Below are 24,410 nucleotides of genomic sequence, written 5' to 3' on the forward strand. Positions count from 1 at the left end.
GACCCGGGGATTGCCGGCGGGGCGCTGCGGGCCGGCATTTGGGGGCCGAGGCCCGCCCGTCCCCCTACGCGAGAAGCCGTCCGCGGGAATCGCGCCCGAGTGGGCGCCTGCGCGGACGGCCTCGAAATGCCGGAGGCCTCACTGCTGTTCGGGCCGGTTCCGGTCGCGCTCCGCGTCCAGCGAGCCCTCGACGCGCTGCCGGCCGGAGTCGACCTGGTCCTCGTACCGGCCCCCGGTCCTCTCGTTGATCTTCTGTTCCGCGGTGTCGGAGCCTTGCTTGCTCCGGTGCCGCCCCTGGCCCTTGAACTTGTCGAAGATGCCCATCCGCAGCTCCTTCCAGGTGACTCAAAACCGACGATACGCGCGATGTGCCGGGAATGCCCATGTGGGCCCGGTGTGGTCTGAACCTCTTCCTCGCTACCGTGGGACCAGGCACAGGCCGCTCGTGCGAGGGCGGAACGGGCAAGCAGGGGAGGGGCGCACGTGACGCGTCTGAGGGGTGGGGCGGCGCTGGCCGTCGCCGTGATGTGCGCCGGTGCGGCGCTGACCGGTTGCGAGGGCCTGACCCCTCCGGCGGACGGCGGCGGTGTCCCGGGATCCGGCGCCCCGGCCGCCGGTGACGGCCGGGCCGTGAACCCGCTGGACAACCCGGACGGCACGAAACCGGGCCTCGCGCCGGTCACCTCGACCGAGGACAAGGCGCGGGCACGCGCCCTCATCGAGAAGGTGGCGACGAAGGGCCGCGGCCCCAGGACCGGTTACGACCGGGACGAGTTCGGCTACGCCTGGATGGACTCGGCGCCACGCGAGGTCCCCTACTCCCACAACGGCTGCGACTCGCGCAACGACCTGCTGAAGCGCGACGGCCGCGACCTGCGCTTCCGTTCGGGCTCCGACTGCGTCGTCATATCCATGACGCTGCACGACCCGTACACCGGCAAGGTCATCGAGTGGACCAAGTCGCAAGCGATCAAGGTCCAGATCGACCACGTCATGCCGCTGTCCTACGACTGGCAGATGGGCGCCTCCCGCTGGACGAAGGACAAGCGGGAGTCCATCGCCAACGACCCGCTCAACCTCGTGCCGGTGGACGGGCCGACCAACAGCGCCAAGGGCGACTCCGGACCGGCGTCCTGGCTGCCTCCCGACAAGCGGATCCGCTGCGCCTACTCGGTGCGCTTCGCCCAGGTGTCCCTGAAGTACGACCTGCCGGTGACGTCCGCCGACAAGGAGATGATGCTGCGGCAGTGCGGCGGCTGAGAGCCCGCCCTTGCCCGAGCTGCCGTGCGCGCCCATGACGACGGTCCGGATGCCGCGACCGCCGGAGGACCGCGCACGCTTCGTGCGGCACTCCCTCCGCGGGGCCCGGGTGATCAGCACGACAACGGTTCGGTACAACCCGTGACCCGTTCTCCTTGTCGGGCTATACGCTCGGACTCCCAACGGGCTCTGTCACTCGCACACTCGTCCCCATCGGCTACACCGGTCCAGGAGCAGTCATGTACGGCCACGGCGCGGCGCCGCCTCCCCGGAGCGCGGCAACGGTCATCTCCCTGCGTGTGCTGTTCGCCGCAGCCGGCATCCTCACGTGCGGCGTGCTGGCCTGCGTCCCGCTGTTCCGGGTGGCCGTCCTGCGCGGGCGCGCCCTGGACTGGGTGCTGGCCTGGGCGGCCCTGCCCCTGTCCATCGCCTGCTTCCTGGTGGTCGGCACCCTGCCGGAGGAGGACGTCCGGACCGACATCGCGCTGGGTCTGATCCTGCTGCTGGGTGCCGGTTCCGCCATCTACTTCCTGATCGTGGACATCGCCCACCACGGCGAGCGCCGGCAGTTCACCGGCTACCCGGCCTCGCCCCACGCGCCGACCGTCCACTCCCCGTACGGCTATCCGCACCCCGGCTCGTCCTACGCCCAGACGTCCACGCCCGTCCCGCAGCCTCCGACGCCGCACACCGGACCGCACACCCCCGCGCCGCACACGCCCGTGCCCCGGGACGCCACGCCCCACGGTCCGGCTCCCGTGCAGCCGCCCGCGTCCCCCCAGCGCCCCGCCCCCGCCCGCATCGACCAGGTCCGCGCCGAACTCGACGAACTCAGCGACTACCTGCGCCGCCAGGAAGGTGACGACCGGCGCGACGGCGATCGCGAGGGCGGCAGGTGAGCGTGACGGCAGGACGTGTCGTCGCCGGCCGCTACGAGCTGTCCACCCTCCTCGGCCAGGGCGGCATGGGCCAGGTGTGGACGGCGTACGACCAGCGCCTGGACCGGCGCGTGGCGGTGAAGCTGCTGCGCCCCGACAAGGTGGCCGGCCAGGACGCCGAGGAGCTGCGCCGCCGGTTCGTGCGCGAGTGCCGGGTGACCGCGCAGGTCGACCACCCCGGCCTCGTCACGGTGCACGACGCGGGCAGCGAGGGCGAGGAACTGTTCCTCGTCATGCAGTACATCGACGGCTCCGACCTCGCGGGTCACCTCGCCGAGCGGACTCCGTACCCCTGGCCGTGGGCGGTCGCCGTCGCCGCGCAACTGTGCGCCGTGCTCAGCGCCGTGCACGCCGTGCCGATCGTCCACCGCGACCTCAAGCCGCGGAACGTGATGGTGAAGCAGGACGGCACGGTCACCGTGCTGGACCTCGGCGTGGCCTCCGTCATGGAGGCCGACACCACCCGCCTGACCCACACCGGCACGCCCATCGGCTCGCCCGCCTACATGGCCCCGGAGCAGGCGATGGGCGGCGCGGTCGGCCCGTACACGGACCTGTACGCCCTCGGCGTCGTGCTGCACGAACTGCTCAGCGGGGACGTGCCCTTCTCCGGCTCCACGGCCCTGGGCGTCCTGCACCGGCACCTGTACGAGCCCCCGTTGCCCGTGCGCCGCCTGCGGCCCGAGGTCCCCGAAGCCCTGGAGACCCTCGTCCTGCGCCTGCTCGCCAAGGACCCGCAGCACCGGCCCGCCTCCGCGCAGGAGGTCTACGAGCACCTGGAGCCGCTGCTGCCCGCGCGCGGCACGCCCACCGGAGCGGCCCTCGACCCCACCCGCCCCTTCCTGCGCCCGCACGCCCCCTGGCCCGACCGGGCCCGCACCCCGGCGCCCCAGCCGGCGCCGCCCGCCGCCCCCGTCGCCGAGGCCGCGGGGAAGACCGACATCGCCCGCGCCGTCGACGAGGTCAAGCGGCTCCTCGGCGAGGGCCGTATCACCCAGGCCGTCGACATCCTCGGCGCGATCCTGCCCGCCGCCGCGGAGCAGCACGGCGGGAACTCCCCGGTGGTGCGCACGCTGCGCAAGCAGTACGCGGCCACGCTCCTGGACGACGGCCAGTTCCGCCGCGCCCTGCCCGAGCTGCGCCGCCTCGCCGACGAACGCGCCGCCGAGGCCGGCCAGGCCGACCCGCAGGCCCTCCGCTTCCGCTACGAGGCCGCCCAGTGCCTCGAACAGCTGGGCGAACCGGCGGCGGCGCTCGCCGAGTACCGAGCGGTGCTGCCGTACTACGAGAACCAGTACGTCGCCGCCGGCGGCCCCGAGGTCGCGCACGACGTCCGCCGCCGTATCGGGCACCTGCTGCTCGCCCTCGGCGACCGCGGCGCCGCCCACGACACGCTGGCCCGGCTGCTGCACGACGTGGAGCGCACCCACGGCCCCGGCCACCCGCTCGGTGCGGAGATCCGCCGGACGCTGCAGTGGCTGGGGCAGGTCCGCGGCTGACCGCCGCACCGCAGCGGGCGCGGCGGTGCCGGAAGTCCCGGTGAATCGTTGGTCGAATGGGTTGGCCAGAGCCTGGCCACTGCCTACCATCGATCACCGCAAGACTTTGTGCACCGTCGCACAATCTCCTCGGGAGGTCTCCTTGCACCGCCGCCGTCGCACCGCGCTCCTCCTCACCGCCGCGATCGCCGCGGCGCCCCTGCTCACCGCCTGCGGCAACGACGCGCATCCGGGCGCGGCGGCCGTGGTCGGCGGGCAGCGGATCACCGTCTCCCAGCTGGAGGAGCGGGTCGGAGAGGTCCGCGCGGCCCAGCGTGCGGCCGTGCAGAACGACGCGCAGTACCAGCAGGCCATCGCCAGGACCGGCACGCTCACCCGCGACACGCTGCACACCATGGTCCTCGACCGGGTGCTGCACCGCGCCGCCGAGGACGCCGGGGTCACCGTCAGCCGCAAGGAGATCCAGGAGATGCGCTCCGGGCTGGAGGAGCAGGCGGGCGGCGCCGAGGCGCTGGAGACGACCTGGCTGCAGCGGTACGGCATCCCGCCGCGGCGCCTGGAGGAGAACCTCCGCCTCCAGCTGGAGGCCCAGAAGCTCGCCGAGAAGCTCGGCACCGACACCACACGCCCCGAGTTCTGGAAGGCCCTGTCCGAGTCCTCGAAGAAGCTCGACGTCGACCTCAACCCGCGCTACGGCACGTGGGACGTCCAGAAGAGCAGCCGCGCCGACGCGAAGACCCCATGGCTCCGAGACGTGACGGCGACACAGACGCAGCAGAACATGTAACCCCGGCCCAACTTCGACCACAGGGCCCGGCCCGCTTTCATCCACGGGGCCCGGCCGCCTTCGCCCCCGGGCCCCCGGCCCATCCCGGCCACGGGGCCCGGCCCATCTCGGCCCCGACCCGCCTTCGCTCACGGGACCCCGGCCCCGCCTTCGCCCACGGGCCCGCCCGCCCCCGTCCCGGGGCCCTGTGGAAAACCCCTCGGTCCCCGCCGGCCCTGTGGACAACCTCAAGCCCCGTCGGCGGTGTGGGATAGCTTCGGAGCGTGAACGCCAACAGCCCCGAAGCCACCCCGGGCCCCCGGCAGGCCGTCCCCGACGCGGCCGGCGCCCCCGGCCGCATCGTCCTGCTCACCACCAGCCACCGCGTCGCCCCCGGCCTGCTGTCCTGGCCCGCCTGGCAGGCCCTGCACGCGGCCGACCGGGTGCTGTGCGCGGACGGCGCCCATCCGCAGCTGCCCTATCTGCGCGAGGCGGGCGTCGCGGTCGAGGAGGCGTCCCCGACCGCCGAGGAACTGGTCGAGGCCTGCGCCGGCGCCCGCACGGTGGTCGTCGTGGCGACGGGCGAGGGCGAGCCGGCCCTGACCGACGGCCTTGCGCGCCTCGCCGGCACCGGCCGCCTCGCGATGCCCGAGCTGGAGCTGCTGCCCGCCTCCTACGACCTGCCGGGCGCCCGCCTGCTCGACCTCGTCCAGGTCATGGACCGCATCCGGACCGAGTGCCCCTGGTCGTCCCAGCAGACACACAAGGGCCTGGCCAAGTACGGCATCGAGGAGGCGTACGAGCTCGTCGAGGCGATCGAGGAGGGCGACCGCGACGAGCTGCGCGAGGAGCTCGGCGACGTCCTGCTGCAGGTCGTCTTCCACGCCCGCATCGCCGAGGAGGACCCCGAGGCACCCTTCTCCGTGGACGACGTGGCCGGCGGCATCGTCGCCAAGCTCATCCACCGCCACCCGCACGTCTTCGGCGACGCGACGGCCACCACCCCCGAGGAGGTCAAGGAGCACTGGCTGCGCACCAAGGCCGTCGAGAAGCAGCGCAGCTCCGTCACCGAGGGCATCCCCCTCGGCCAGCCCGGCCTGGCCCTCGCCGCCAAGCTGGCCTCCCGGGCCCGCACCGCCGGCCTGGACATACCGCTCCCGCCCGCCGAGGGCGTCGGCTACGAGCTGCTGGCCCTGGCCGTCCGCGCGGAAGCGGAGGGCGTGGACCCGGAGGCGGCCCTGCGAGCGGCGGCCCGCGCCTACCGGGACGCGATCAGGGACGCCGAGGGCTGAGCGGACCGGCCCGGGCGTGCGGCGGCGGGCCGGATACGGTCGGAGGGTGACCGACCAGCCCGAGCCCCGCACGCCCACCCCGGCCCCCGCTCCCGCTCCCGACCTGTTCACCTGGGAGTTCGCGAGCGACCCCTACCCCGCCTACGCCTGGCTCCGCGAGCACAGCCCCGTCCACAGGACGCGGCTCCCCAGCGGCGTCGAGGCCTGGCTGGTCACGCGCTACGCCGACGCCAAGCAGACCCTCGCCGACCACCGGCTCTCCAAGAACCCGGCGCACCACGACGAGCCCGCGCACGCCAAGGGCAAGACCGGCATCCCCGGGGAGCGCAAGGCCGAGCTGATGACGCACCTGCTCAACATCGACCCGCCGGACCACACCCGGCTGCGGCGGCTGGTGTCCAAGGCGTTCACGCCCCGCCGGGTCGCGGAGTTCGCGCCACGGGTGCAGCAGCTCACCGACCGGCTCATCGACGGGTTCGCGGAGCGCGGGAGCGCCGACCTCATCCACGAGTTCGCCTTCCCGCTGCCCATCTACGCCATCTGCGACCTGCTCGGCGTCCCCCGCGAGGACCAGGACGACTTCCGCGACTGGGCGGGCATGATGATCCGTCACCAGGGCGGCCCGCGGGGCGGCGTGGCGCGGTCCGTGAAGAAGATGCGCGGCTACCTCGCCGACCTGATCCACCGCAAGCGGGAGGCGCTGCCCGCCGAGCCAGGCCCGGGCGAGGACCTCATCTCCGGCCTCATCCGCGCCTCCGACCACGGCGAGCACCTCACCGAGAACGAGGCCGCGGCCATGGCCTTCATCCTGCTGTTCGCCGGTTTCGAGACGACGGTCAACCTCATCGGCAACGGCACCTACGCCCTGCTCACCCACCCCGGCCAGCGCGCCCGCCTCCAGGCCTCCCTCGCCGCCGGGGAGAGCGCCCTGCTGGAGACCGGCGTCGAGGAACTCCTGCGCTACGACGGCCCGGTCGAGCTCGCCACCTGGCGGTTCGCCACGCAGCCGCTCACCCTCGGCGGGCAGCGCATCGCCGCGGGCGACCCGGTCCTGGTCGTCCTGGCCGCAGCGGACCGGGATCCGGAGCGGTTCGCCGACCCGGACGTGCTCGACCTGTCCCGCGGTGACAACCAGCACCTCGGGTACGGACACGGCATCCACTACTGCCTCGGCGCCCCGCTCGCCCGCCTGGAGGGCCAGACGGCGCTCGCCACGCTTCTCACCCGCCTGCCCGACCTCCGTCTCGCGGCGGACCCGTCCGAGCTGCGCTGGCGCGGCGGACTCATCATGCGAGGGCTGCGCACCCTGCCCGTGGAATTCACCCCGGTCAAAAGTGACACGCCCTCAGCTCTGTGATCTTCACGTGATCTGCGCGGCATGAACTTGTGACAAGTGATCGTCTGCCGATACGTTCACCCATCAGCGTGGCCGGGGACTCCTGCGCCGCGCCGCTCACTGTTGTCTCGCGAAAGGTCTCCGCATGCTCTCCGGGAACGGTCGGCACCGTCGCCCCCGCCAGGCTCCGGCACTCCTCGTCGCGGCCGGAGTGACCGGCTCCGCCATCGCGATCCCGCTCCTCGGAGCCTCCGGTGCCAGCGCGGCCGACGGCACGACCTGGGACCGGGTCGCGGACTGCGAGACGGGCGGCGCCTGGAGCCAGAACAGCGGCAACGGCTACTACGGCGGCCTCGCGCTGTCCCAGGAGAACTGGGAGAACTACGGCGGTCTGGACTACGCGGCCAGCGCCGATCTCGCCAGCCGCTCCCAGCAGATATCCGTGGCCGAGAGAATCCTCGCCGACCAGGGGGTCGGCGCATGGCGTACCTGCGGGCTGCTCTCCGGGCTCCAGCAGGACGGGAACGCGGGCACCTCCGACTCCTCGGACCAGTCCGATCCGACGGATGCGCCCGGATTGCTCGACTCATCCGACTCCTCCGAGTCATCCGAGTCATCCGGGTCTTCGGAGGCGTCTCCTTCCTCTCCTTCGGCTTCCCCCTCCACATCGGCCTCGCCTGACGGGTCGTCGGCGTCGGAGGGCGAATCGTCCAAGTCCGACAAGTCGCCTGATTCCGCTTCCACCTCGCAGGAGCCCGGCCGGGAGTCCGGCAGCGGCTCCTCGGCCACCCCCGAGGGTGAGGGGACGGGCAACTCCCGTCCGAGTGACGAGGCTTCGGCCCTCACCGACACCGGCTCCGGCCGCCATCGCGGCCCCAGCGCCGACGAGGACGCCGAGGCCGCGAACGGCCGTGCGGACGAGTCCGCGGGGCGGCACGCCTCGCGCGGTGACGACGCCTCCCGCGACGCCACGGACGGCTCGTACACCGTCCGCTCCGGCGACAGTCTCTGGTCCATCGCCGACTCCCTTGACCTCAGCGGCGGATGGCACGCGCTGTACGCCGGCAACAAGGAGGCCGTCGGTGCCGACCCGGACCTCATCCGCCCCGGTCAGACGCTCACGACCAGGGTCGAAGCGGACGAGAGGTAGCCGTTCGGGCAGTGCGGAAACGGCGGCTCAAGTCATCCCTAATCCGGGTGAGTTCACGTCATGATTCGCGCCGAATGTCCCGTATAAGTGCGGTGAGAGATAGATCTCAGAAGCCCTGATCGTCTTTGAAATTCGGCGGATCACCTGTCTACGGTCATGACCGCTCGCCACCGCGAGCCCCGGCTGCCGCAACGCCGAATCCTGCCAGCGGCCGCACGGGAACAGTCGTCGCGTCAAGCGCCGTAGGCAGGAGCGGGGGACCCAAGGTAGGTGCCCGACCGGCCGGTTGGCCGGAAGGGCTTGGGGTGAAGCCGCGTCCCGTGAGGGACGTGGCCGGGCAACTCAACCGGCCCGAACCCGACAGCTCACCTCGCAGGCGTCGGTGAGGGGATCCATCCATGCTGTTTTCCGGCAAGGGCAAGCACCGTCGTCCGTCCAAGGCCACCCGTGCCATCGCCGTCGCCGGTGTCGCCGGCGCCGCCGTCGCCGCCCCGCTGATGGCGGCCGGCAACGCCTCCGCGGCCACCGCCTCCGAGTGGGACGCCGTCGCCCAGTGCGAGTCCGGCGGCAACTGGTCCATCAACACCGGCAACGGCTACTACGGCGGTCTGCAGTTCTCCGCCTCCACCTGGGCCGGCTACGGCGGCACGAAGTACGCCTCCACCGCCGACCAGGCCACCAAGGCCCAGCAGATCGAGATCGCCGAGAAGGTCCTCGCGGGCCAGGGCAAGGGTGCCTGGCCGGTCTGCGGCAAGGGCCTGTCCAGCGCCGGCTACACCGGCGGCGGCTCCACCGACTCCGGCAGCTCCGCCCAGAGCCAGCAGAGCACCGAGTCGCGCGAGACCCAGCAGCAGCCGGCCTCCCGCTCCGAGGAGCGCCCGGCCGCGAAGAAGACCGTCACCACCCCGACCGGCAAGAAGGTCAAGAAGGGCGACGGCGAGTACAAGGTCGTCAAGGGCGACACCCTGAGCTCGATCGCGGCCGAGGAGAAGGTCAAGGGCGGCTGGGAGAAGCTCTTCGACCTGAACAAGGACATCGTCGAGGACGCCAACCTCATCTACCCGGGCCAGCAGCTGCACCTGAAGTAAGCAGCGGCCCGCCCCCGTCCCCACGGGCTCCCCGCCCCGGTGCGTCGTCCCCCGTACGCACCGGGGCGGGGTTTTTTCGGCATCCGGCTTTGTTCCGTTCGGAAACAATTTACTCTCGGTTCTGTCCATGGGGTGGGCGACCCGGTGGCCGATCGCCCCGAGCCGGTTAGGCTCATGTCGCGAGCCACCGCGGCCCGCACCTCGCCGGGTCCACGCGACCCGCGTACCCGCGTCACATAAGAAGGAGATGCTCGTGCCGTCCATCGACGTCGTCGTAGCCCGGGAAATCCTGGACTCCCGAGGCAACCCCACGGTCGAGGTCGAGGTCGGCCTCGACGACGGCAGCACCGGTCGTGCCGCCGTCCCGTCCGGCGCCTCCACGGGCGCCTTCGAGGCCATCGAGCTCCGCGACGGCGACTCGAACCGCTACCTCGGCAAGGGTGTGGAGAAGGCCGTCCTCGCGGTCATCGAGCAGATCGGCCCGGAGCTCGTCGGTTACGACGCCACCGAGCAGCGCCTGATCGACCAGGCGATGTTCGACCTGGACGCCACCGACAACAAGGGCTCCCTCGGCGCCAACGCCATCCTCGGCGTCTCGCTCGCCGTCGCCCACGCCGCCTCCGAGGCCAGCGACCTGCCGCTGTTCCGCTACCTGGGCGGCCCCAACGCGCACCTGCTGCCGGTGCCGATGATGAACATCCTGAACGGCGGCTCGCACGCCGACTCCAACGTGGACATCCAGGAGTTCATGATCGCCCCGATCGGCGCGGAGTCCTTCTCCGAGGCCCTGCGCTGGGGCGCCGAGGTCTACCACACGCTGAAGAAGGTCCTGAAGAGCAAGGGCCTGGCCACCGGCCTCGGCGACGAGGGCGGCTTCGCCCCGAACCTCGGCTCCAACCGCGAGGCCCTCGACCTCATCCTGGAAGCCATCAAGGAAGCCGGCTACACCCCCGGCGAGCAGATCGCCCTGGCGCTCGACGTCGCCGCCTCCGAGTTCTACAAGGACGGCGTCTACACGTTCGAGGGCAAGGAGCGCTCGGCGGCCGAGATGACCGAGTACTACGCGGAGCTCGTCGACGCGTACCCGCTCGTCTCCATCGAGGACCCGCTGTTCGAGGACGACTGGGAGGGCTGGAAGACCATCACCGACAAGCTCGGTGACAAGGTCCAGCTCGTCGGCGACGACCTGTTCGTCACCAACCCCGAGCGCCTCGCCCGCGGCATCGAGGAGGGCGCGGCCAACGCCCTGCTGGTCAAGGTCAACCAGATCGGCTCGCTCACCGAGACCCTGGACGCCGTCGAGCTGGCCCAGCGCAACGGCTTCAAGTGCATGATGTCCCACCGCTCCGGCGAGACCGAGGACGTCACCATCGCCGACCTGGCCGTCGCCACCAACTGCGGCCAGATCAAGACCGGCGCCCCGGCCCGCTCCGAGCGCGTGGCCAAGTACAACCAGCTGCTGCGCATCGAGGAGATCCTCGACGACGCCGCGGTGTACGCCGGCCGCAGCGCGTTCCCGCGCTTCAAGGGCTGATCGCCGAAAGGCCCGACCCGTAAGAGGCAGCGTCGTACGTACGTCCCCGTACTCGGTCCCGTACCGTGTCCGGGGACGTACGCGCGTATGACGGTGCAGCGGGAGGCGGACAGACATGGCCGTGAAGGACCGGGACCGGTTCTCCACCGCGACCAGGATCCGGCTGCTCGGCGAGCAGACCGCGGCCCGGGTCTACCGCTCCCAGACCAAGCGGCAGGCCCGCCGCTCCCGGCTGACCGGCCGGGCCGCGCTGCTCGCGCTGGTGATGTGCTCGCTCATCGTGGCCCTGGCCTACCCGATGCGGCAGTACGTCTCCCAGCGCGCCGAGATCGAGGATTTGCGGCGCGAGCAGCAGCAGGCCCGCGAGCGTGTCGAGCACCTGCGCGACCTCAAGGCGCGCTGGCAGGACGACGCGTACGCCGAGCAGCAGATCCGCCGACGGTTGCACTACGTCATGCCGGGGGAGACGGGCTTCATCGTGATCGACCCGCACGCGGCGAAGCAGTCGCGCACCGACCTCGGGGCGGCCGACCGCCCCTGGTACGCCAACGTCTGGGACGGGGTCGACAAGGCCGACGCCTCCGACCAGTGACGCGCCCCAGTGATCCCGCAGAACACCCAGAGAAAGACAGCCTGAAGACAGTCATGGAAACGCCCCCGCCGACCACCCCGCGCACCGAGCCCACCGACGCGGACGTCGAGGCCTTCAAGCAGCAGCTCGGTCGGCCCCCGCGCGGCCTGCGGGCCATCGCGCACCGCTGCCCCTGCGGACAGCCCGACGTCGTCGAGACGGCCCCGCGGCTGCCGGACGGCACGCCGTTCCCGACGCTGTACTACCTGACGTGCCCGAAGGCGAACTCCGCGATCGGCACGCTGGAGGCCAACGGCGTGATGAAGGAGATGACCGAGCGGCTGGCCTCGGACCCGGAGCTGGCGGCGGCCTACCGGGCGGCGCACGAGGACTACGTCCGGCGCCGTGACGAGATCGAGGAGCTGAAGAACTTCCCGAGCGCCGGCGGCATGCCGGACCGGGTCAAGTGCCTGCACGTGCTGGTGGCGCACTCCCTGGCCGCGGGCCCCGGCGTGAATCCGCTGGGCGACGAGGCGCTGGCCATGCTGCCCGAGTGGTGGCGCAAGGGCGCGTGCGTGACGACCACCGAGGAGGACGCACAGTGACCCGTGTCGCCGCCGTGGACTGCGGTACGAACTCCATCCGCCTGCTGGTCGCCGACGCCGACCCGGCCACCGGCGAGCTGACCGACCTGGACCGCCGGATGACGATCGTCCGGCTCGGGCAGGGTGTCGACCGCACCGGCCGGCTCGCCCCCGAGGCGCTGCAGCGGACCTTCGCGGCCTGCCGTGAGTACGCCGCGATCATCAAGGAGCACGGGGCGGAGCGGCTGCGCTTCGTGGCCACCTCCGCCTCCCGGGACGCCGAGAACCGGGACGAGTTCGTGCGCGGCGTGCTGGACATCCTGGGCGTCGAGCCCGAGGTGATCTCCGGGGACCAGGAGGCCGAGTTCTCCTTCACCGGCGCCACCAAGGAGCTCACCGGCCACGACCACCTGCCCAGGCCGTATCTGGTGGTGGACATCGGCGGCGGCTCGACCGAGTTCGTTGTGGGCGACGACCACGTCCGGGCGGCCCGCTCGGTGGACGTCGGCTGCGTGCGCATGACCGAGCGGCACCTGGTCCGGGACGGAGTGGTGAGCGACCCGCCCTCGCCGGAGCAGATCGCCGCGATGCGGGCCGACATCGAGGCCGCTCTCGACCTGGCCGAGGAGACGGTCCCGCTGCGCGAGGCGCGGACCCTGGTGGGCCTGGCCGGATCCGTGACGACCGTGTCGGCGATCGCCCAGGAGCTGCCCGCCTACGACTCCGAGGCCATCCACCACTCCCGGGTCTCGCTGGAGAAGGTCCGCGAGATCACCGAGTGGCTGCTGCGCTCCACGCACGCCGAGCGCGCGGCCGTGCCCTCCATGCACCCGGGCCGGGTCGACGTGATCGGGGCGGGGGCCCTCGTACTGCTGTCGATCATGGAGCGGACCGGCGCGCGGGAGGTCGTCGTCAGCGAGCACGACATCCTGGACGGCATCGCGTGGTCGGTGGCGTAGCCCGCTTCTGAGCAGGCATGGATCACGGATGAGCGTCGCCGGGGGGCCTGCGGGAGCCGCCCGGCGACGGTCTGTCGGAAAAGTTCGTGAAGTTCTTCACAAGGAATTCGGCCCCTGCGGGCGACCGGAAGGGTCCCGTTGACCCGTCCGAGGGCCGAACGGCCCTTTGAACATGTTCAGAAGCATGGTATGGAGGGCCACGGGAAGGTGCCCCGGACGGGGTTCCGAGAGGCCCTCACAGAGGTCCGCGCGACCCAGAGAGGCAGCTCACGCGGCATTGACAACGGTCGGCGGTGCACAAACGCTCCCGGTTGTCACCATGACGTGGATCACGCGAGCCGCGGAGGATAGCACACCCCCTCCACAACCTTGTGAAGGGGCGCACGAGCCACCCCCCTGAAGCGGGTGGATACTCGATGGCATGAGCACCACGGAGCGTCCCAGGATCCTCGTAGTAGGCGGTGGGTACGTAGGCCTGTACGCAGCTCGGCGCATCCTCAAGAAGATGCGTTACGGCGAGGCGACCGTCACGGTCGTCGACCCCCGGTCGTACATGACCTACCAGCCCTTCCTCCCCGAAGCCGCCGCCGGCAACATCTCCCCTCGCCATGTCGTCGTCCCGCTGCGACGCGTGCTGCCCAAGGCGGAGGTCCTCACCGGCCGGGTCACCACCATCGACCAGGACCGCAAGGTCGCCACGGTCTCCCCGCTGGTCGGCGAGGCCTACGAGCTGCCCTTCGACTACCTGGTGGTCGCGCTCGGCGCGGTCTCCCGCACCTTCCCGATCCCCGGCCTCGCCGAGCAGGGCATCGGCATGAAGGGCATCGAGGAGGCCATCGGCCTGCGCAACCACGTCCTCGAGCAGCTGGACAAGGCCGACTCCACCACCGACGAGGAGATCCGCCGCAAGGCGCTCACCTTCGTCTTCGTGGGCGGCGGGTTCGCCGGTGCCGAGACGATCGGCGAGGTCGAGGACATGGCCCGCGACGCGGCCAAGTACTACAAGAACGTGTCCCGCGAGGACATGCGCTTCATCCTGGTCGACGCCGCCGACAAGATCCTCCCCGAGGTGGGTCCCAAGCTCGGCAAGTACGGCAAGGAGCACCTCGAGGGCCGCGGCGTCGAGGTCTACCTGTCCACCTCCATGGACTCCTGCGTCGACGGCCACGTGGTGCTGAAGAACGGCCTGGAGGTCGACTCCAACACCATCGTGTGGACCGCCGGCGTCAAGCCCAACCCGGTCCTGGCCCGCTACGGCCTGCCCCTCGGCCCGCGCGGCCACGTCGACTGCGCCCCGACCCTCCAGGTCCAGGGCACCGACTACATCTGGGCCGCCGGCGACAACGCCCAGGTCCCGGACCTCGCCGCCCGCAAGGCGGGCAACGAGAACGCCTGGTGCCCGCCGAACGCCCAGCACGCGCTGCGCCAGGCCAAGGTGCTCGGTGACAACGTGCTGTCCGGCATGCGGGGCTTCCCGCAGAAGGAGTACGCGCACGCCAACAAGGGCGCGGTGGCCGGTCTCGGCCTCCACAAGGGCGTCGCGATGATCGTCATGGGCAAGATGAAGATCAAGCTCAAGGGCCGGCTCGCCTGGTACATGCACCGTGGCTACCACGGCCTGGCGATGCCGACCTGGAACCGCAAGATCCGCGTCTTCGCCGACTGGACCCTCGGCATGTTCCTCAAGCGCGAGGTCGTCTCGCTCGGCGCCATCGAGACGCCGCGCGAGGAGTTCTACGAGGCCGCCAAGCCGGCCCCGGTCGCCGCCGCGCCGAAGGAGAAGACCGAGGAGAAGGCCAAGGCCTCCTGACCTCTCGGTCCACCCCTGGCCGAAAAGGGCCCCCCGCCGTCCGTGGTGCGGGGGGCCCTTCGGCGTTCCCGCCGCACGCCTCCGGGCGGGCGAAGAAGCGGCTTTGCTCAGTCATGACGCGTGCCGGGGACTGCGCGGGAGCTCCGCGGATGTTTACGTGGTGTCGGCATTCCGGGATTCCCGTCACGGAGGTGTACACCATGGCAGACGCCGCGCAGCGGCTGCAGGGCCTCTTCGCACAGGTGCTGGACGCACCGCTTCCCGTGCGCATCCGCGCCTGGGACGGTTCGCAGGCGGGCCCGCCGGGCGCGCCGACCCTGGTCGTACGCAACCGCCGCGCCCTGCGCCGCCTGCTGTGGAAGCCCGGCGAACTGGGCCTGGCCCGCGCCTGGGTGGCGGGCGACCTGGACATCGAGGGCGACCTCTACACCACACTCGACCTGCTGTCCGGGCTGATCTGGGAGCGCGGCGAGGACGCCCGCACCCTCGCCCAGGCGCTGCGCGACCCCGAGGTCCGCGCCGCCGTCCGCGGGCTGGTCAGACTGGCCGGGTCCCCGCTGCCCCCCGCCCCGCCGCGCGAGGAGACCCGCGCCCCCCGCCGCCATCTGCACACCAAGCGCACCGACAGACGCGCCATCAGCCACCACTACGACGTCGGCAACGACTTCTACGAGATCGTCCTCGGCCCGTCCATGGTGTACTCCTGCGCCTACTGGCCCGCCCCGGACGCCACCCTCGAACAGGCCCAGCACGACAAGCTCGAACTGGTCTGCCGCAAGCTGGACCTGAAACCCGGTCAGCGCCTGCTCGACGTCGGCTGCGGCTGGGGCTCGCTGGCCGTCCACGCCGCCCGCGAGCACGGGGTGAGCGTCGTCGGCGTCACGCTCTCCCAGGAGCAGGCCGCGTACGCCCGCAAGCGCGTCGCCGACGCGGGCCTGACCGACAAGGTCGAGATCCGCGTCCAGGACTACCGCGACGTCCGCGACGGACCGTACGACGCGATCTCCTCCATCGGCATGGCCGAGCACGTCGGCGCCGACCGCTACCTGGAGTACGCCGCCGACCTGTACGGCCTGCTCAAGCCCGGCGGACGGCTGCTGAACCACCAGATCGCCCGCCGCCCGCAGCGCGACGAGACGGCCTACCGCGTCGACGCGTTCATCGACTCCTACGTCTTCCCCGACGGCGAACTCCAGCCGCTCGGCAGCACCGTCACCCAGCTGGAGCGCGCCGGGTTCGAGGTGCGCGACGTCGAGTCGATCCGCGAGCACTACGCCCTCACGCTGCGCCGGTGGGTGTCCCGTCTGGAGGCCGACTGGACGCGCGCCGCCCAGCTCGCCGGCCCCGGCCGCGCCCGCGTCTGGCGCCTGTACATGGCCGCCTCCGCCCTGGCCTTCGAGCGCAACCGCATCGGCGTCAACCAGGTCCTGGCCGTCCGGACACCGGAGTCGGGCGCCTCCGGGATGCCGCTGCGGGCCCGCACCTGGGGTGCGCCAGGGCGCGACTGACCCGGACCCCACGGCAAGGGCCGGAACCGACGGCAAGGGCCGGCTCCCCGCAGCGGGGGAGCCGGCCCTTCGCGCGCCGCGGTGTGGCCCGGTCACTCGGCCTTGATCGCGTTCAGCATGTTCAGCCGGGCGGCGTTGCGGGCCGGCCACATCGCGGCCAGGACGCCCACCAGACCGGCCAGCACCAGGAAGATCCCGATCCGGTCCCAGGGCAGGACCAGCGCGTAGCCCGGGATCTGGTCCGCGAAGGTCTCGCCGATGGCCCAGCCGAGGAACGCCCCGAGACCGATGCCGACCACCGCGCCGAACACCGAGATGACCACGGCCTCCAGCCGGACCATCCGCTTCACCCGGCGCCGGTCCAGACCGATGGCGCGCAGCATGCCGATCTCCTGCTGCCGTTCGAAGACCGACATCGCGAGGGTGTTGACCACGCCCAGCACCGCGATGATCAGGGCCATCGCCAGCAGCCCGTACATCACGTTCAGCAGGGTGTTGATGGCACCGCCGAACTCGTTGCGGATGTCCTGCTTGTCCATCACGGTGATCGCCGGGTTGTCGCCCAGGGCGTCGATGAGGACCTTCTCGTTCGCCCCGGTCTGCCCGCCGTCGATCTTCACGAAGATCTGCTGGATGGACGGCTTCGTCTCGTGCCGGTCCACGACCTTCCGGTCGATGAGGACGGGGGAGAGGAACTCGCTGTCCTTGAAGACGGCGCCGACCGTCAGCGTGGCCTTCTTGTCGTCGCCGAAGGTGACGGGGAGCCTGTCGCCGGTCTTCCAGCCCTTGCTCTTCGCCGTCTTCTCGGCGACCGCGATCCGGCCCTCGGCGAGGGAGTCCGCGCTTCCGCTGACGACGTCGACGGTCAGGACCTTGTCGATGTCGCCCGGGGTGACGGCCGAGGCGGACACGAAGTCCCTGCCGTCGAGCTGGAAGTAGGCATCCTGCTGCGGCGAGACCGCGGACACACCCTCGGCCTTCTCCAGCGCCGTAAGCGCCGACGCGTCGAGGACACCGCCGTTGGCCATCGAGACCATGTAGTCGGCCTTGATGTTGTCCGTGGTCATCTTGTCGATGGCCGTGCCGACCGTGACGCCGAGCACCGACAGACCGGTCACCAGCGTCAGCCCGATCGCCAGCGCCGAGGCGGTGGCTCCGGTGCGGCGCGGGTTGCGGACCGCGTTCTGGCCGGCGAGCTTGCCCGCCACCCCGAAGGGGCCGACGAGCAGCGGGCGGACGAGCGCGATCACGGGCCGGGACAGCAGCGGGATCAGGATGATCACGCCGATCAGCGCGAGGAACGCGCCCGCCCCGATGTACATGCGGCCGTCGTCGCCGCCGGTCGAGGCACCCGCCACGATCCCCGCCGCGCCGAGGGCGGTGACGGCCGCGCCGACGGAGTTGCGCAGCACCAGCGACTTGGTGGTGGCCACCGCGTGGACGCTGTTCATGGCCGCCACCGGCGGGATCTTCGCGGCCCGGCGGCCGGGCAGCCAGGCGGCGAACACCGTGATCAGCACGCCCACCGCGAACGCCGCGATCACCGGCGTGGCCGACAGGACCAGCGGACCGTCCGGCATCTTCATGTCGAAGGCGGCCATGCCGGAGCGCAGTCCGACCGCCAGGCCGATGCCGAGGACGAAGCCGACGGCCGAGGCCACCAGCCCCACCAGCGCGGCCTCGGCCAGCACCGAGCGGGTGATCTGCCGGCGGGAGGCGCCGACGGCGCGCATCAGGGCGATCTCCTTGGTGCGCTGGGCGACCAGCATCGTGAACGTGTTGGAGATCAGGAAGATCCCGACGAACAGCGCGATGCCCGCGAAGCCGAGCAGGACCTGCTTGAGGTTGCCCATGCCCTGCTCGATCTGCTCGGCCTGCTCGTCGGCGAGCGCCCGGCCGGTCTGCGCCTCGGCGGTGTCCGGCAGCAGCGGCTTGACCGCGTTCAGGATCGCCGTGTCGTTCGCGCCGGGGGCGGCGGTGACGGTGGCGCTCTCGAAGTAGCCCGGCTTGAGGTACTGCTGCTGGGCGACGGCGGTGTCGAAGAGCACGAGGCTGCCGCCGGCGTTGACGGCGCCGTCCTCGGTGGTGAACACACCGCTGAGGGTGTACTCCTTCACCGGGCCGTTGGTCGCGACGCGCACCCGGTCGCCGACCCGGTACTCGCCCTTGGCCGCGGAGTCCTCGTCCAGGGCGATCTGGTCGTCCCGCACCGGGCCCGAGCCGTCGGTGAAGGTGTACGCGGGGTCCTTGCCGTCCTTGCCGGGGGCGAAGTTGGAGCCCTTGTTGGACCAGCCGACGCCGATCAGCTTGCCGTCGGGGTCGGCGACCCCGGCGAAGCCCTCGACGCGGCCGAAGACCCCGGCGACGCCGTCCACGGCGGACATCCGGTCGAGGTCCTTGCCGGTCAGGCCGGGCACCTTCTCGGGGTCGTCCGCGTCGGCGTACAGGGTGACGGAGACGGCGACGTCGTCATAGCTCTTCGCCGACTGGTTGCGGAAGGCGTGGGAGAGGGTGTCGGCGAAGACCAGGGTGCCGGAGACGAAGGCGACGCCGAGCATCACGGCGAGCACGGTCATCAGCAACCGGGCCTTGTGCGCGAGTACGTTGCGCAAGGCGGTACGGAACATGGTGGCGGTTCTCAGTCCTGTCGGTCCTGGCGGGGGATCAGCTCGTGCGGCCCTTGGCGTCGAACTCCTTCATGCGGTCCAGGACCGAGTCGGCCGTGGGCTGGTGCATCTCGTCGACGATCCGGCCGTCCGCCAGGAAGACCACCCGGTCCGCGTAGGCCGCGGCCACCGGGTCGTGGGTCACCATGACCACCGTCTGGCCCATCTCCCGCACGGAGTTGCGCAGGAAGCCCAGCACCTCGGCGCCGGAGCGGGAGTCGAGGTTGCCGGTGGGCTCGTCCCCGAAGATGATCTCGGGCCGGGAGGCCAGCGCCCGGGCCACGGCGACGCGCTGCTGCTGGCCGCCGGAGAGCTGGGCGGGGCGGTGGCTCAGCCGGTCGGCGAGCCCGACCATGCGGATCACCGAGTCGACCCACTGCTTGTCCGGCTTGCGGCCCGCGATGTCCATCGGGAGGGTGATGTTCTCCAGGGCCGTCAGCGTCGGCAGCAGGTTGAAGGCCTGGAAGATGAAGCCGATCTTGTCGCGGCGCAGCTTGGTCAGCTGCTTGTCCTTCAGGGAGCCGAGCTCCGTGTCGCCGATGCGCACCGACCCGGAGGAGAAGGTGTCGAGACCGGCCACGCAGTGCATCAGGGTGGACTTGCCGGAGCCGGAGGGGCCCATGATCGCGGTGAACTCGGCCTGCCGGAAGTCGACGGAGACCCGGTCCAGGGCGACCACCTGGGTCTCACCCTGTCCGTAGATCTTCGACAGATCCGTGGCGCGCGCGGCCACGGTGGTGGCCCGGTCGGCGAGGGATGCGGTGGTCACGGGATGGGACTCCTGTCGGACGGCGGTGTGCTGGAAGGACGTGTTCCATCGTCCGGGTCCCGTGCCGCCGTGTAGTCACCCGTAGTTCCGGTTCTCGGGGCCGACTCCGGTCTGACGGAGCGGCGCGGTGTCATACCTGGGAATGACGCACGCCCCCGAGGGGCGCCGCTGTCGGGAACCGATGGCATCGGGTGTCGGGAACCGACCGGTCCGGGTGTCGAGAACAGGTGGAGTGCCCTTGTTCGGGCGGTGAAATTCCGTCATTCCGCATACGCCGCTGACCGGTGCGCGGAAGGCTATTGGCAAGTGCGGATGGCGCGTTCCGTGTGCTGATGCACCCTCAGACGTCAATAAAATAAGACAACATCGGTCCGCCCGTCCGCTGTTCGGGGGATGCGTCCCGATAGTCTCGGAACCTCGATGCGGAGCCCATGGCCTGCCCGGATGGTGGAATGCAGACACGGCGAGCTTAAACCTCGCTGCCCCTTCGCGGGCGTGCCGGTTCGAGTCCGGCTCCGGGCACCTTCCGACCCCTGCATGCTTCATTGAAGTGTTCACCGCATGCCCGTTGACAGCGGTCGCATGCCGTCGGAAACTCACACCGGAAAGTAGTGAAATATTTTTCACTACGCGAACAGGTGACCACGCGACCACGCGAGCCGGGCCCCGCGGACCCGAGAGAGAAGGCGCCCGATGCGCACCACCGTCGGCATCATCGGAGCCGGGCCCGCCGGACTCCTCCTCGCGCGGCTGCTCCACAACGCCGGCATCGACGCGGTCGTCCTGGAGAGCCACGACCGCGCCTACGTCGAACGGCGGCAGCGCGCCGGGATCCTGGAGCAGGGCACGGTCGACGTGCTGCGCGCGGCCGGCGCCGGCCGCCGCATGGACCGCGAGGGACTGCGCCACGACGGCATCGAACTCCGCTTCGACCGCAGGCGCCACCGGGTCGACTTCCCCGGCCTCACCGGCGGCCGGTCCGTGATGGTCTACGCCCAGACCGAGGTCTGCAAGGACCTCATCGCCCTCCAGCTGGCGGAGGGCGGCCCGCTGCTGTTCGAGGCGGAGGCGCTCGCCGTCGAGGACGCGGACACGCACGCCCCGCGCGTCCGCTTCCGGCACCAGGGCCGCGAGGACGTCCTGGAGTGCTCCTGGGTCGTCGGCTGCGACGGCTTCCGGGGCGTCTCCCGCCGGGCGATCCCGGCCGGACTCGGCCAGGTCTTCGAACGGATGTACCCCTTCGGCTGGCTCGGCATCCTCGCCGACGTGGCGCCCTCGCACGACGAGCTGGTCTACGCCCGCCACGACCGCGGCTTCGCCCTGCTGTCCATGCGCTCGCCGTCCGTCTCCCGCCTCTACCTCCAGGTGCCCGACGGCACCGACGCGGGGGCCTGGGGCGACGAGGAGATCTGGGACGAGCTGGAGCGCCGTTTCGAGACCGCCGACGACTGGCGCCTGGAGCGCGGCCCGATCACCCAGAAGTCGGTCACCCCCATGCGCTCCTTCGTCCACGAGCCCATGCGCCACGGCCGCCTCTTCCTCGCCGGCGACGCCGCGCACATCGTCCCGCCGACCGGGGCGAAGGGGCTGAATCTCGCCGTCGGCGACGTCGTCACCTTCGCCCGGGCCCTCGTCCACCTGGAGCAGACCGGCTCACCCGAGCTGCTCGACTCCTACTCCGAGACCTGCCTGCGCCGGATCTGGCAGGCCGAGCGGTTCTCCTACGACATGACGACCCTGCTGCACCGGCTCCCCGGGGCCACGCCGTTCGAGGACCGGCTGCAGCTGGCCCGGCTGGAGCGGATCACCGGCTCGCGCGCCGCCGCGACGGACCTCGCGGAGGCCTACACGGGCTTCCCGCTGGACCGCGGATGAATGAGCCCCTCCGGTGAGGGGAATCACGAAGCGGCGTAGCGTGTTGCGCTGCACGACGAGGGAAAGATCCTCCCCAAGCAGTAGGGTCATTCCTTTGCCTACCTATTACTCTTGAGCCAAGGCCACGCAGTGTGGCCATGGAGGAGTGAAATGAGGAGCAGAAACCCGGTCTTCTCGCGACGGGGGTTCAGCCGCGACAACGGCTACGCGGGCTTCAACACCGCGCCGCAGGCCGGGGGTCCCGCTGTCGCCACGCAGGGCAACCCGTACGCGCAGCAGCCGACGGGCAACCCGTACGCGCAGAACCCGTACGCGCAGAACCCTTACGCCCAGCAGGACCAGCAGTTCGGAGCGCCGCCGCAGGCCCCGGCCACCACCGGCCGGATGACCATCGACGACGTCGTCCTGCGCACGGCGAGCACGCTCGGTGTACTCATCCTCACCGCGGCGCTCTCCTGGGCCCTCCTGCCCATCGACGACGCCAACATCAGCCGGAGCTACGGCATCGGTATCGGCGCCGCGCTGATCGGCATGGTCCTGGCGTTCGTCCAGTCCTTCAAGCGCAAGGCCTCGCCCGCGCTGATCCTGACGTACGCCGCGTTCGAGGGTGTCTTCCTCGGCGTGGTGTCCAACATCGTCGACAACCGCATCGCCGACGGTGCGGCCATGCAGGCCGTGATCGGCACCATGGCAGTCTTCGCCGGTGTGCTGATCGCCTACAAGGCCGGCTGGATCCGCGTCAACCGCCGCTTCTACGGCTTCGTGATGGCGGCCGCGCTCGGCTTCATCCTGCTGATGACCGTGAACCTGCTGTTCGCGGTGTTCGGCGGCGGTGACGGCCTCGGCTTCCGCAGCGGTGCCCTCGGTGTCGTCTTCGGCATCGTCGGCATCATCCTCGGCGCCTGCTTCCTCGCCCTGGACTTCAAGCAGGTCGAGGACGGCATCGCCTACGGTGCCCCGCGCGAGGAGGCCTGGTTCGCGGCCTTCGGTCTGACGCTGACGCTGGTCTGGATCTACCTGGAGTTCCTGAGGCTCATCTCGATCCTCAACAGCAACGACTAGTCCCCGGCTGTCGTGCGCGAAGGGCCCCGGCTCCGGCCGGGGCCCTTCGTCGTCCAGGCGTACGGCCTGAAGCGGTGCGCGCCTAGAGCAGTTTGCGCGCGGCCCTCCTCAGGTCGTACTCGTGGATGATCGCCTTGGCGTGGCCGTACGCCAGATTGTGTTCGTGCCGGAGCCAGCTGACCTTTTCCTCGAAGCGGAAGAGTGCCGGGCCTTCTTCGACGGTGCGCAACCAGTCGGAGATCTCACGACCGGTGCAGTGGGGGATGCGGGCGAGCATGTTGCGGTGGGTCTCTTCGGAGAAGACTTGGGACATCGGCGCCTCCGGACGCTGGGATGTAAGCCGGTCCTTCAGGTCACCGTGCCTGAGTGTTCGCCCGTTGGCAACAGTCCCGGTGCGACGCGTACCCTCGCGGCGTGGTTGATACGACGCCTCTGACCCGTGCGGTGGATCACTTCGCCGATCGATTGAGGGCCGCGCCCCAGAGCCGGCTGCAGCGGGGTGCTGCGGCCGAGGCTCTCGGGCTGGCCCGGGAACTGGCCCGCAGGGCGCAGGTGCTGGAGGGCAGGGAGCCTCGGGAGATGCCGGACGCGGGGATGTTCGCGGCTGCAGATCAGATCATGGTCGCCGCGCACGATCTGGCCGTGGTGGCGCCCGGCGACGACGAGGTCGACGAGGCCGTGCGGTTGGTGGAGGAGGCGCAGAAGCGGGCGGGTGTGTAACCCGCTGCGTCGCCCCTGAGGGGGCGCTCCGGGCGCTCCGCTACAGGGACGCGATGACCCGGTCCGCCAGGATGTAGACGTTCTCCTTGCCGCACTCGAACGTCAGCGTGTAGGCGCCGGAGATGCCCGAGCCGCCCAGCAGGGTCGGGGTCTCGCCCGCGCGCAGCGCCGCGGCCAGACGCTCCGCCGTCTCCCGGTGGCCCGGGGTCATGCACAGGGTCGTGCCGTCGGCGAAGACGTAGACGTCCAGCGTGCCCAGGGGGCCCGGGCGGACGTCCGTGAGCTCGACGCGGGAGGCGGCCAGCTCCTCGAGGGTGGCCACCGTGCGCTCGTGGTCGCCCACGACCGGCGACGGGTTCGGCACGAAGTCCGGGTGGGAGGGGTGGCGGCGGCGGGCCGCGGCCAGCTCGGCGGACTCGGAGGGCGTGTCCCGCACGCTCGCCTCGTCGGAGTCCGCGCCGGACTCGGCGACCGGCTCCAGGCCCGCGAAATCGGCCTGCCGGGGCAGGAACAGGTCGGTGTCGGCCAGGCCCAGCAGCGAGGGCGCGTCCGAGGCGTCACGCGCCTCCTGGGCGGCCCAGAACGCCCGGGCCTCGGCGAGCTCGCGCTCCCGCTCCTCCGCCAGCGCCGCGGCCACGGCGGCCCGTATCTCGTCGGTGTCGGCGGTACGGGCGGCGGGCAGCAGGGCGCGGGTGGTGGCGGCGCGGTTCTCGGCCAGCGCGGTGTGCAGCGCCGCGACCTGCCGGCGCAGCTGCAGAACGGTGCGCAGGACGGCGACGCCCACGGCGCCCGTGGCGGCCGTGGTGACCAGCAACGCGATCGGCATGGCGCTCACTGACGTACTCCCGGTTCAAAGTCGACCCCCGACTTCCTACATCAGCTTGAAGGGCGGACTAACCAACTGTCAGTGCGTAACGTCACGAACCGGACAGGGCTTCGGTCTCGGGGGAGGGGGTGAGGCTGCTGTGACCTGGGCTTCTGTCGAGGCAGAGGGAGATAGGTCACATCCTGGGGGAGATTGGA

22 protein-coding genes, 1 tRNA gene and 1 riboswitch are annotated in these 24,410 nt (G+C 71.3%); of the genes, 18 read left to right on the forward strand and 5 right to left on the reverse strand.

The genetic code is table 11. The features are described 5' to 3' along the window. Positions 1 to 138 precede the first annotated feature (138 nt). Positions 139 to 324 (reverse strand): antitoxin, encoded by a 186-nt coding sequence (locus CHR28_RS11925; protein ID WP_094053524.1) that lies wholly within the window; start codon positions 322 to 324, stop codon positions 139 to 141. Positions 325 to 483: 159 nt separating this feature from the next. On the opposite strand from CHR28_RS11925, the gene CHR28_RS11930 reads away from it, so the two are divergent. The 14 genes from CHR28_RS11930 to CHR28_RS11995 all read left to right on the forward strand — a co-directional run bounded on the left by CHR28_RS11930 (position 484) and on the right by CHR28_RS11995 (position 16,295). Next, positions 484 to 1,260, forward strand: a complete 777-nt coding sequence (locus tag CHR28_RS11930; RefSeq protein ID WP_256984225.1) for an HNH endonuclease family protein — start codon at positions 484 to 486, stop codon at positions 1,258 to 1,260. A gap of 239 nt (positions 1,261 to 1,499) precedes the next feature. Next, on the forward strand, positions 1,500 to 2,159 hold the full coding sequence (locus CHR28_RS11935; RefSeq protein ID WP_094053525.1) for a hypothetical protein: 660 nt from the start codon (positions 1,500 to 1,502) through the stop codon (positions 2,157 to 2,159). Positions 2,160 to 2,197: 38 nt separating this feature from the next. After that, the gene (locus tag CHR28_RS11940; RefSeq protein WP_256984229.1) at positions 2,198 to 3,697 is read left to right on the forward strand and encodes a serine/threonine-protein kinase; all 1,500 of its coding nucleotides are present in this window, start codon (positions 2,198 to 2,200) and stop codon (positions 3,695 to 3,697) included. Positions 3,698 to 3,839: 142 nt separating this feature from the next. After that, positions 3,840 to 4,484: a SurA N-terminal domain-containing protein gene (locus CHR28_RS11945; RefSeq protein WP_094053527.1), complete on the forward strand. Its 645-nt coding sequence runs from the start codon at positions 3,840 to 3,842 to the stop codon at positions 4,482 to 4,484. Between the two features lie 263 nt (positions 4,485 to 4,747). Next, a complete protein-coding gene (locus tag CHR28_RS11950) occupies positions 4,748 to 5,755 on the forward strand; it encodes a nucleoside triphosphate pyrophosphohydrolase (RefSeq protein WP_094053528.1) in 1,008 nt (335 codons plus the stop codon). 46 nt (positions 5,756 to 5,801) lie between these two features. Next, positions 5,802 to 7,112 (forward strand): cytochrome P450 family protein, encoded by a 1,311-nt coding sequence (locus CHR28_RS11955; protein ID WP_094053529.1) that lies wholly within the window; start codon positions 5,802 to 5,804, stop codon positions 7,110 to 7,112. Positions 7,113 to 7,236: 124 nt separating this feature from the next. Further along, positions 7,237 to 8,241, forward strand: coding sequence for a transglycosylase family protein (locus CHR28_RS11960; RefSeq protein ID WP_094053530.1), 1,005 nt, complete (start codon positions 7,237 to 7,239; stop codon positions 8,239 to 8,241). 228 nt (positions 8,242 to 8,469) lie between these two features. After that, positions 8,470 to 8,635: riboswitch (cyclic di-AMP (ydaO/yuaA leader) on the forward strand. Between the two features lie 4 nt (positions 8,636 to 8,639). After that, on the forward strand, positions 8,640 to 9,329 hold the full coding sequence (locus CHR28_RS11965; protein WP_094053531.1) for a LysM peptidoglycan-binding domain-containing protein: 690 nt from the start codon (positions 8,640 to 8,642) through the stop codon (positions 9,327 to 9,329). A 253-nt stretch (positions 9,330 to 9,582) separates the two neighbouring features. After that, on the forward strand, positions 9,583 to 10,863 hold the full coding sequence (eno, locus tag CHR28_RS11970) for a phosphopyruvate hydratase (protein ID WP_094053598.1): 1,281 nt from the start codon (positions 9,583 to 9,585) through the stop codon (positions 10,861 to 10,863). A 115-nt stretch (positions 10,864 to 10,978) separates the two neighbouring features. Next, complete coding sequence (locus CHR28_RS11975) at positions 10,979 to 11,455, forward strand: FtsB family cell division protein (RefSeq protein WP_094053532.1); 477 nt, start codon at positions 10,979 to 10,981, stop codon at positions 11,453 to 11,455. Between the two features lie 53 nt (positions 11,456 to 11,508). Next, positions 11,509 to 12,039: a DUF501 domain-containing protein gene (locus CHR28_RS11980; RefSeq protein WP_094053533.1), complete on the forward strand. Its 531-nt coding sequence runs from the start codon at positions 11,509 to 11,511 to the stop codon at positions 12,037 to 12,039. Then, positions 12,036 to 12,977 carry a Ppx/GppA phosphatase family protein gene (locus tag CHR28_RS11985; RefSeq protein ID WP_094053534.1) on the forward strand — a complete coding sequence of 314 codons (942 nt, stop codon included), beginning with the start codon at positions 12,036 to 12,038 and terminating at the stop codon, positions 12,975 to 12,977. Before CHR28_RS11980 ends, CHR28_RS11985 begins: the two co-directional genes overlap by 4 nt. A 421-nt stretch (positions 12,978 to 13,398) precedes the next feature. Next, entirely contained in the window at positions 13,399 to 14,787 is a 1,389-nt protein-coding gene (locus CHR28_RS11990) for an NAD(P)/FAD-dependent oxidoreductase (protein ID WP_094053535.1), read from the forward strand. 200 nt (positions 14,788 to 14,987) lie between these two features. Then, complete coding sequence (locus CHR28_RS11995; RefSeq protein WP_094053599.1) at positions 14,988 to 16,295, forward strand: class I SAM-dependent methyltransferase; 1,308 nt, start codon at positions 14,988 to 14,990, stop codon at positions 16,293 to 16,295. A 92-nt stretch (positions 16,296 to 16,387) separates the two neighbouring features. Here CHR28_RS11995 and CHR28_RS12000 read toward each other — a convergent pair whose 3' ends face one another. Continuing rightward, positions 16,388 to 18,922: an ABC transporter permease gene (locus CHR28_RS12000; protein WP_094053536.1), complete on the reverse strand. Its 2,535-nt coding sequence runs from the start codon at positions 18,920 to 18,922 to the stop codon at positions 16,388 to 16,390. Between the two features lie 37 nt (positions 18,923 to 18,959). After that, positions 18,960 to 19,730 (reverse strand): ABC transporter ATP-binding protein, encoded by a 771-nt coding sequence (locus CHR28_RS12005; RefSeq protein ID WP_094053537.1) that lies wholly within the window; start codon positions 19,728 to 19,730, stop codon positions 18,960 to 18,962. A gap of 438 nt (positions 19,731 to 20,168) precedes the next feature. On the opposite strand from CHR28_RS12005, the gene CHR28_RS12010 reads away from it, so the two are divergent. From CHR28_RS12010 to CHR28_RS12020, 3 genes are all read left to right on the forward strand, one after another. Then, positions 20,169 to 20,252 (forward strand) — tRNA-Leu (locus CHR28_RS12010). A gap of 171 nt (positions 20,253 to 20,423) precedes the next feature. Then, the gene (locus tag CHR28_RS12015) at positions 20,424 to 21,605 is read left to right on the forward strand and encodes a 4-hydroxybenzoate 3-monooxygenase (protein ID WP_094053538.1); all 1,182 of its coding nucleotides are present in this window, start codon (positions 20,424 to 20,426) and stop codon (positions 21,603 to 21,605) included. Between the two features lie 150 nt (positions 21,606 to 21,755). Then, positions 21,756 to 22,667 carry a Bax inhibitor-1/YccA family protein gene (locus CHR28_RS12020; protein ID WP_094053539.1) on the forward strand — a complete coding sequence of 304 codons (912 nt, stop codon included), beginning with the start codon at positions 21,756 to 21,758 and terminating at the stop codon, positions 22,665 to 22,667. Positions 22,668 to 22,749: 82 nt separating this feature from the next. Here CHR28_RS12020 and CHR28_RS12025 read toward each other — a convergent pair whose 3' ends face one another. Next, a complete protein-coding gene (locus tag CHR28_RS12025) occupies positions 22,750 to 22,980 on the reverse strand; it encodes a DUF4287 domain-containing protein (RefSeq protein WP_059424410.1) in 231 nt (76 codons plus the stop codon). A 101-nt stretch (positions 22,981 to 23,081) separates the two neighbouring features. On the opposite strand from CHR28_RS12025, the gene CHR28_RS12030 reads away from it, so the two are divergent. Further along, positions 23,082 to 23,387, forward strand: a complete 306-nt coding sequence (locus tag CHR28_RS12030) for a hypothetical protein (RefSeq protein WP_179272404.1) — start codon at positions 23,082 to 23,084, stop codon at positions 23,385 to 23,387. 40 nt (positions 23,388 to 23,427) lie between these two features. Here the strand turns inward: CHR28_RS12030 and CHR28_RS12035 are convergent, their stop codons facing one another. After that, positions 23,428 to 24,222, reverse strand: a complete 795-nt coding sequence (locus CHR28_RS12035; protein WP_094053540.1) for a hypothetical protein — start codon at positions 24,220 to 24,222, stop codon at positions 23,428 to 23,430. Positions 24,223 to 24,410: the final 188 nt, after the last annotated feature.

The sequence above is a fragment of the Streptomyces sp. XY006 genome (assembly GCF_002237655.1).
GTDB lineage: Bacteria > Actinomycetota > Actinomycetes > Streptomycetales > Streptomycetaceae > Streptomyces > Streptomyces levis.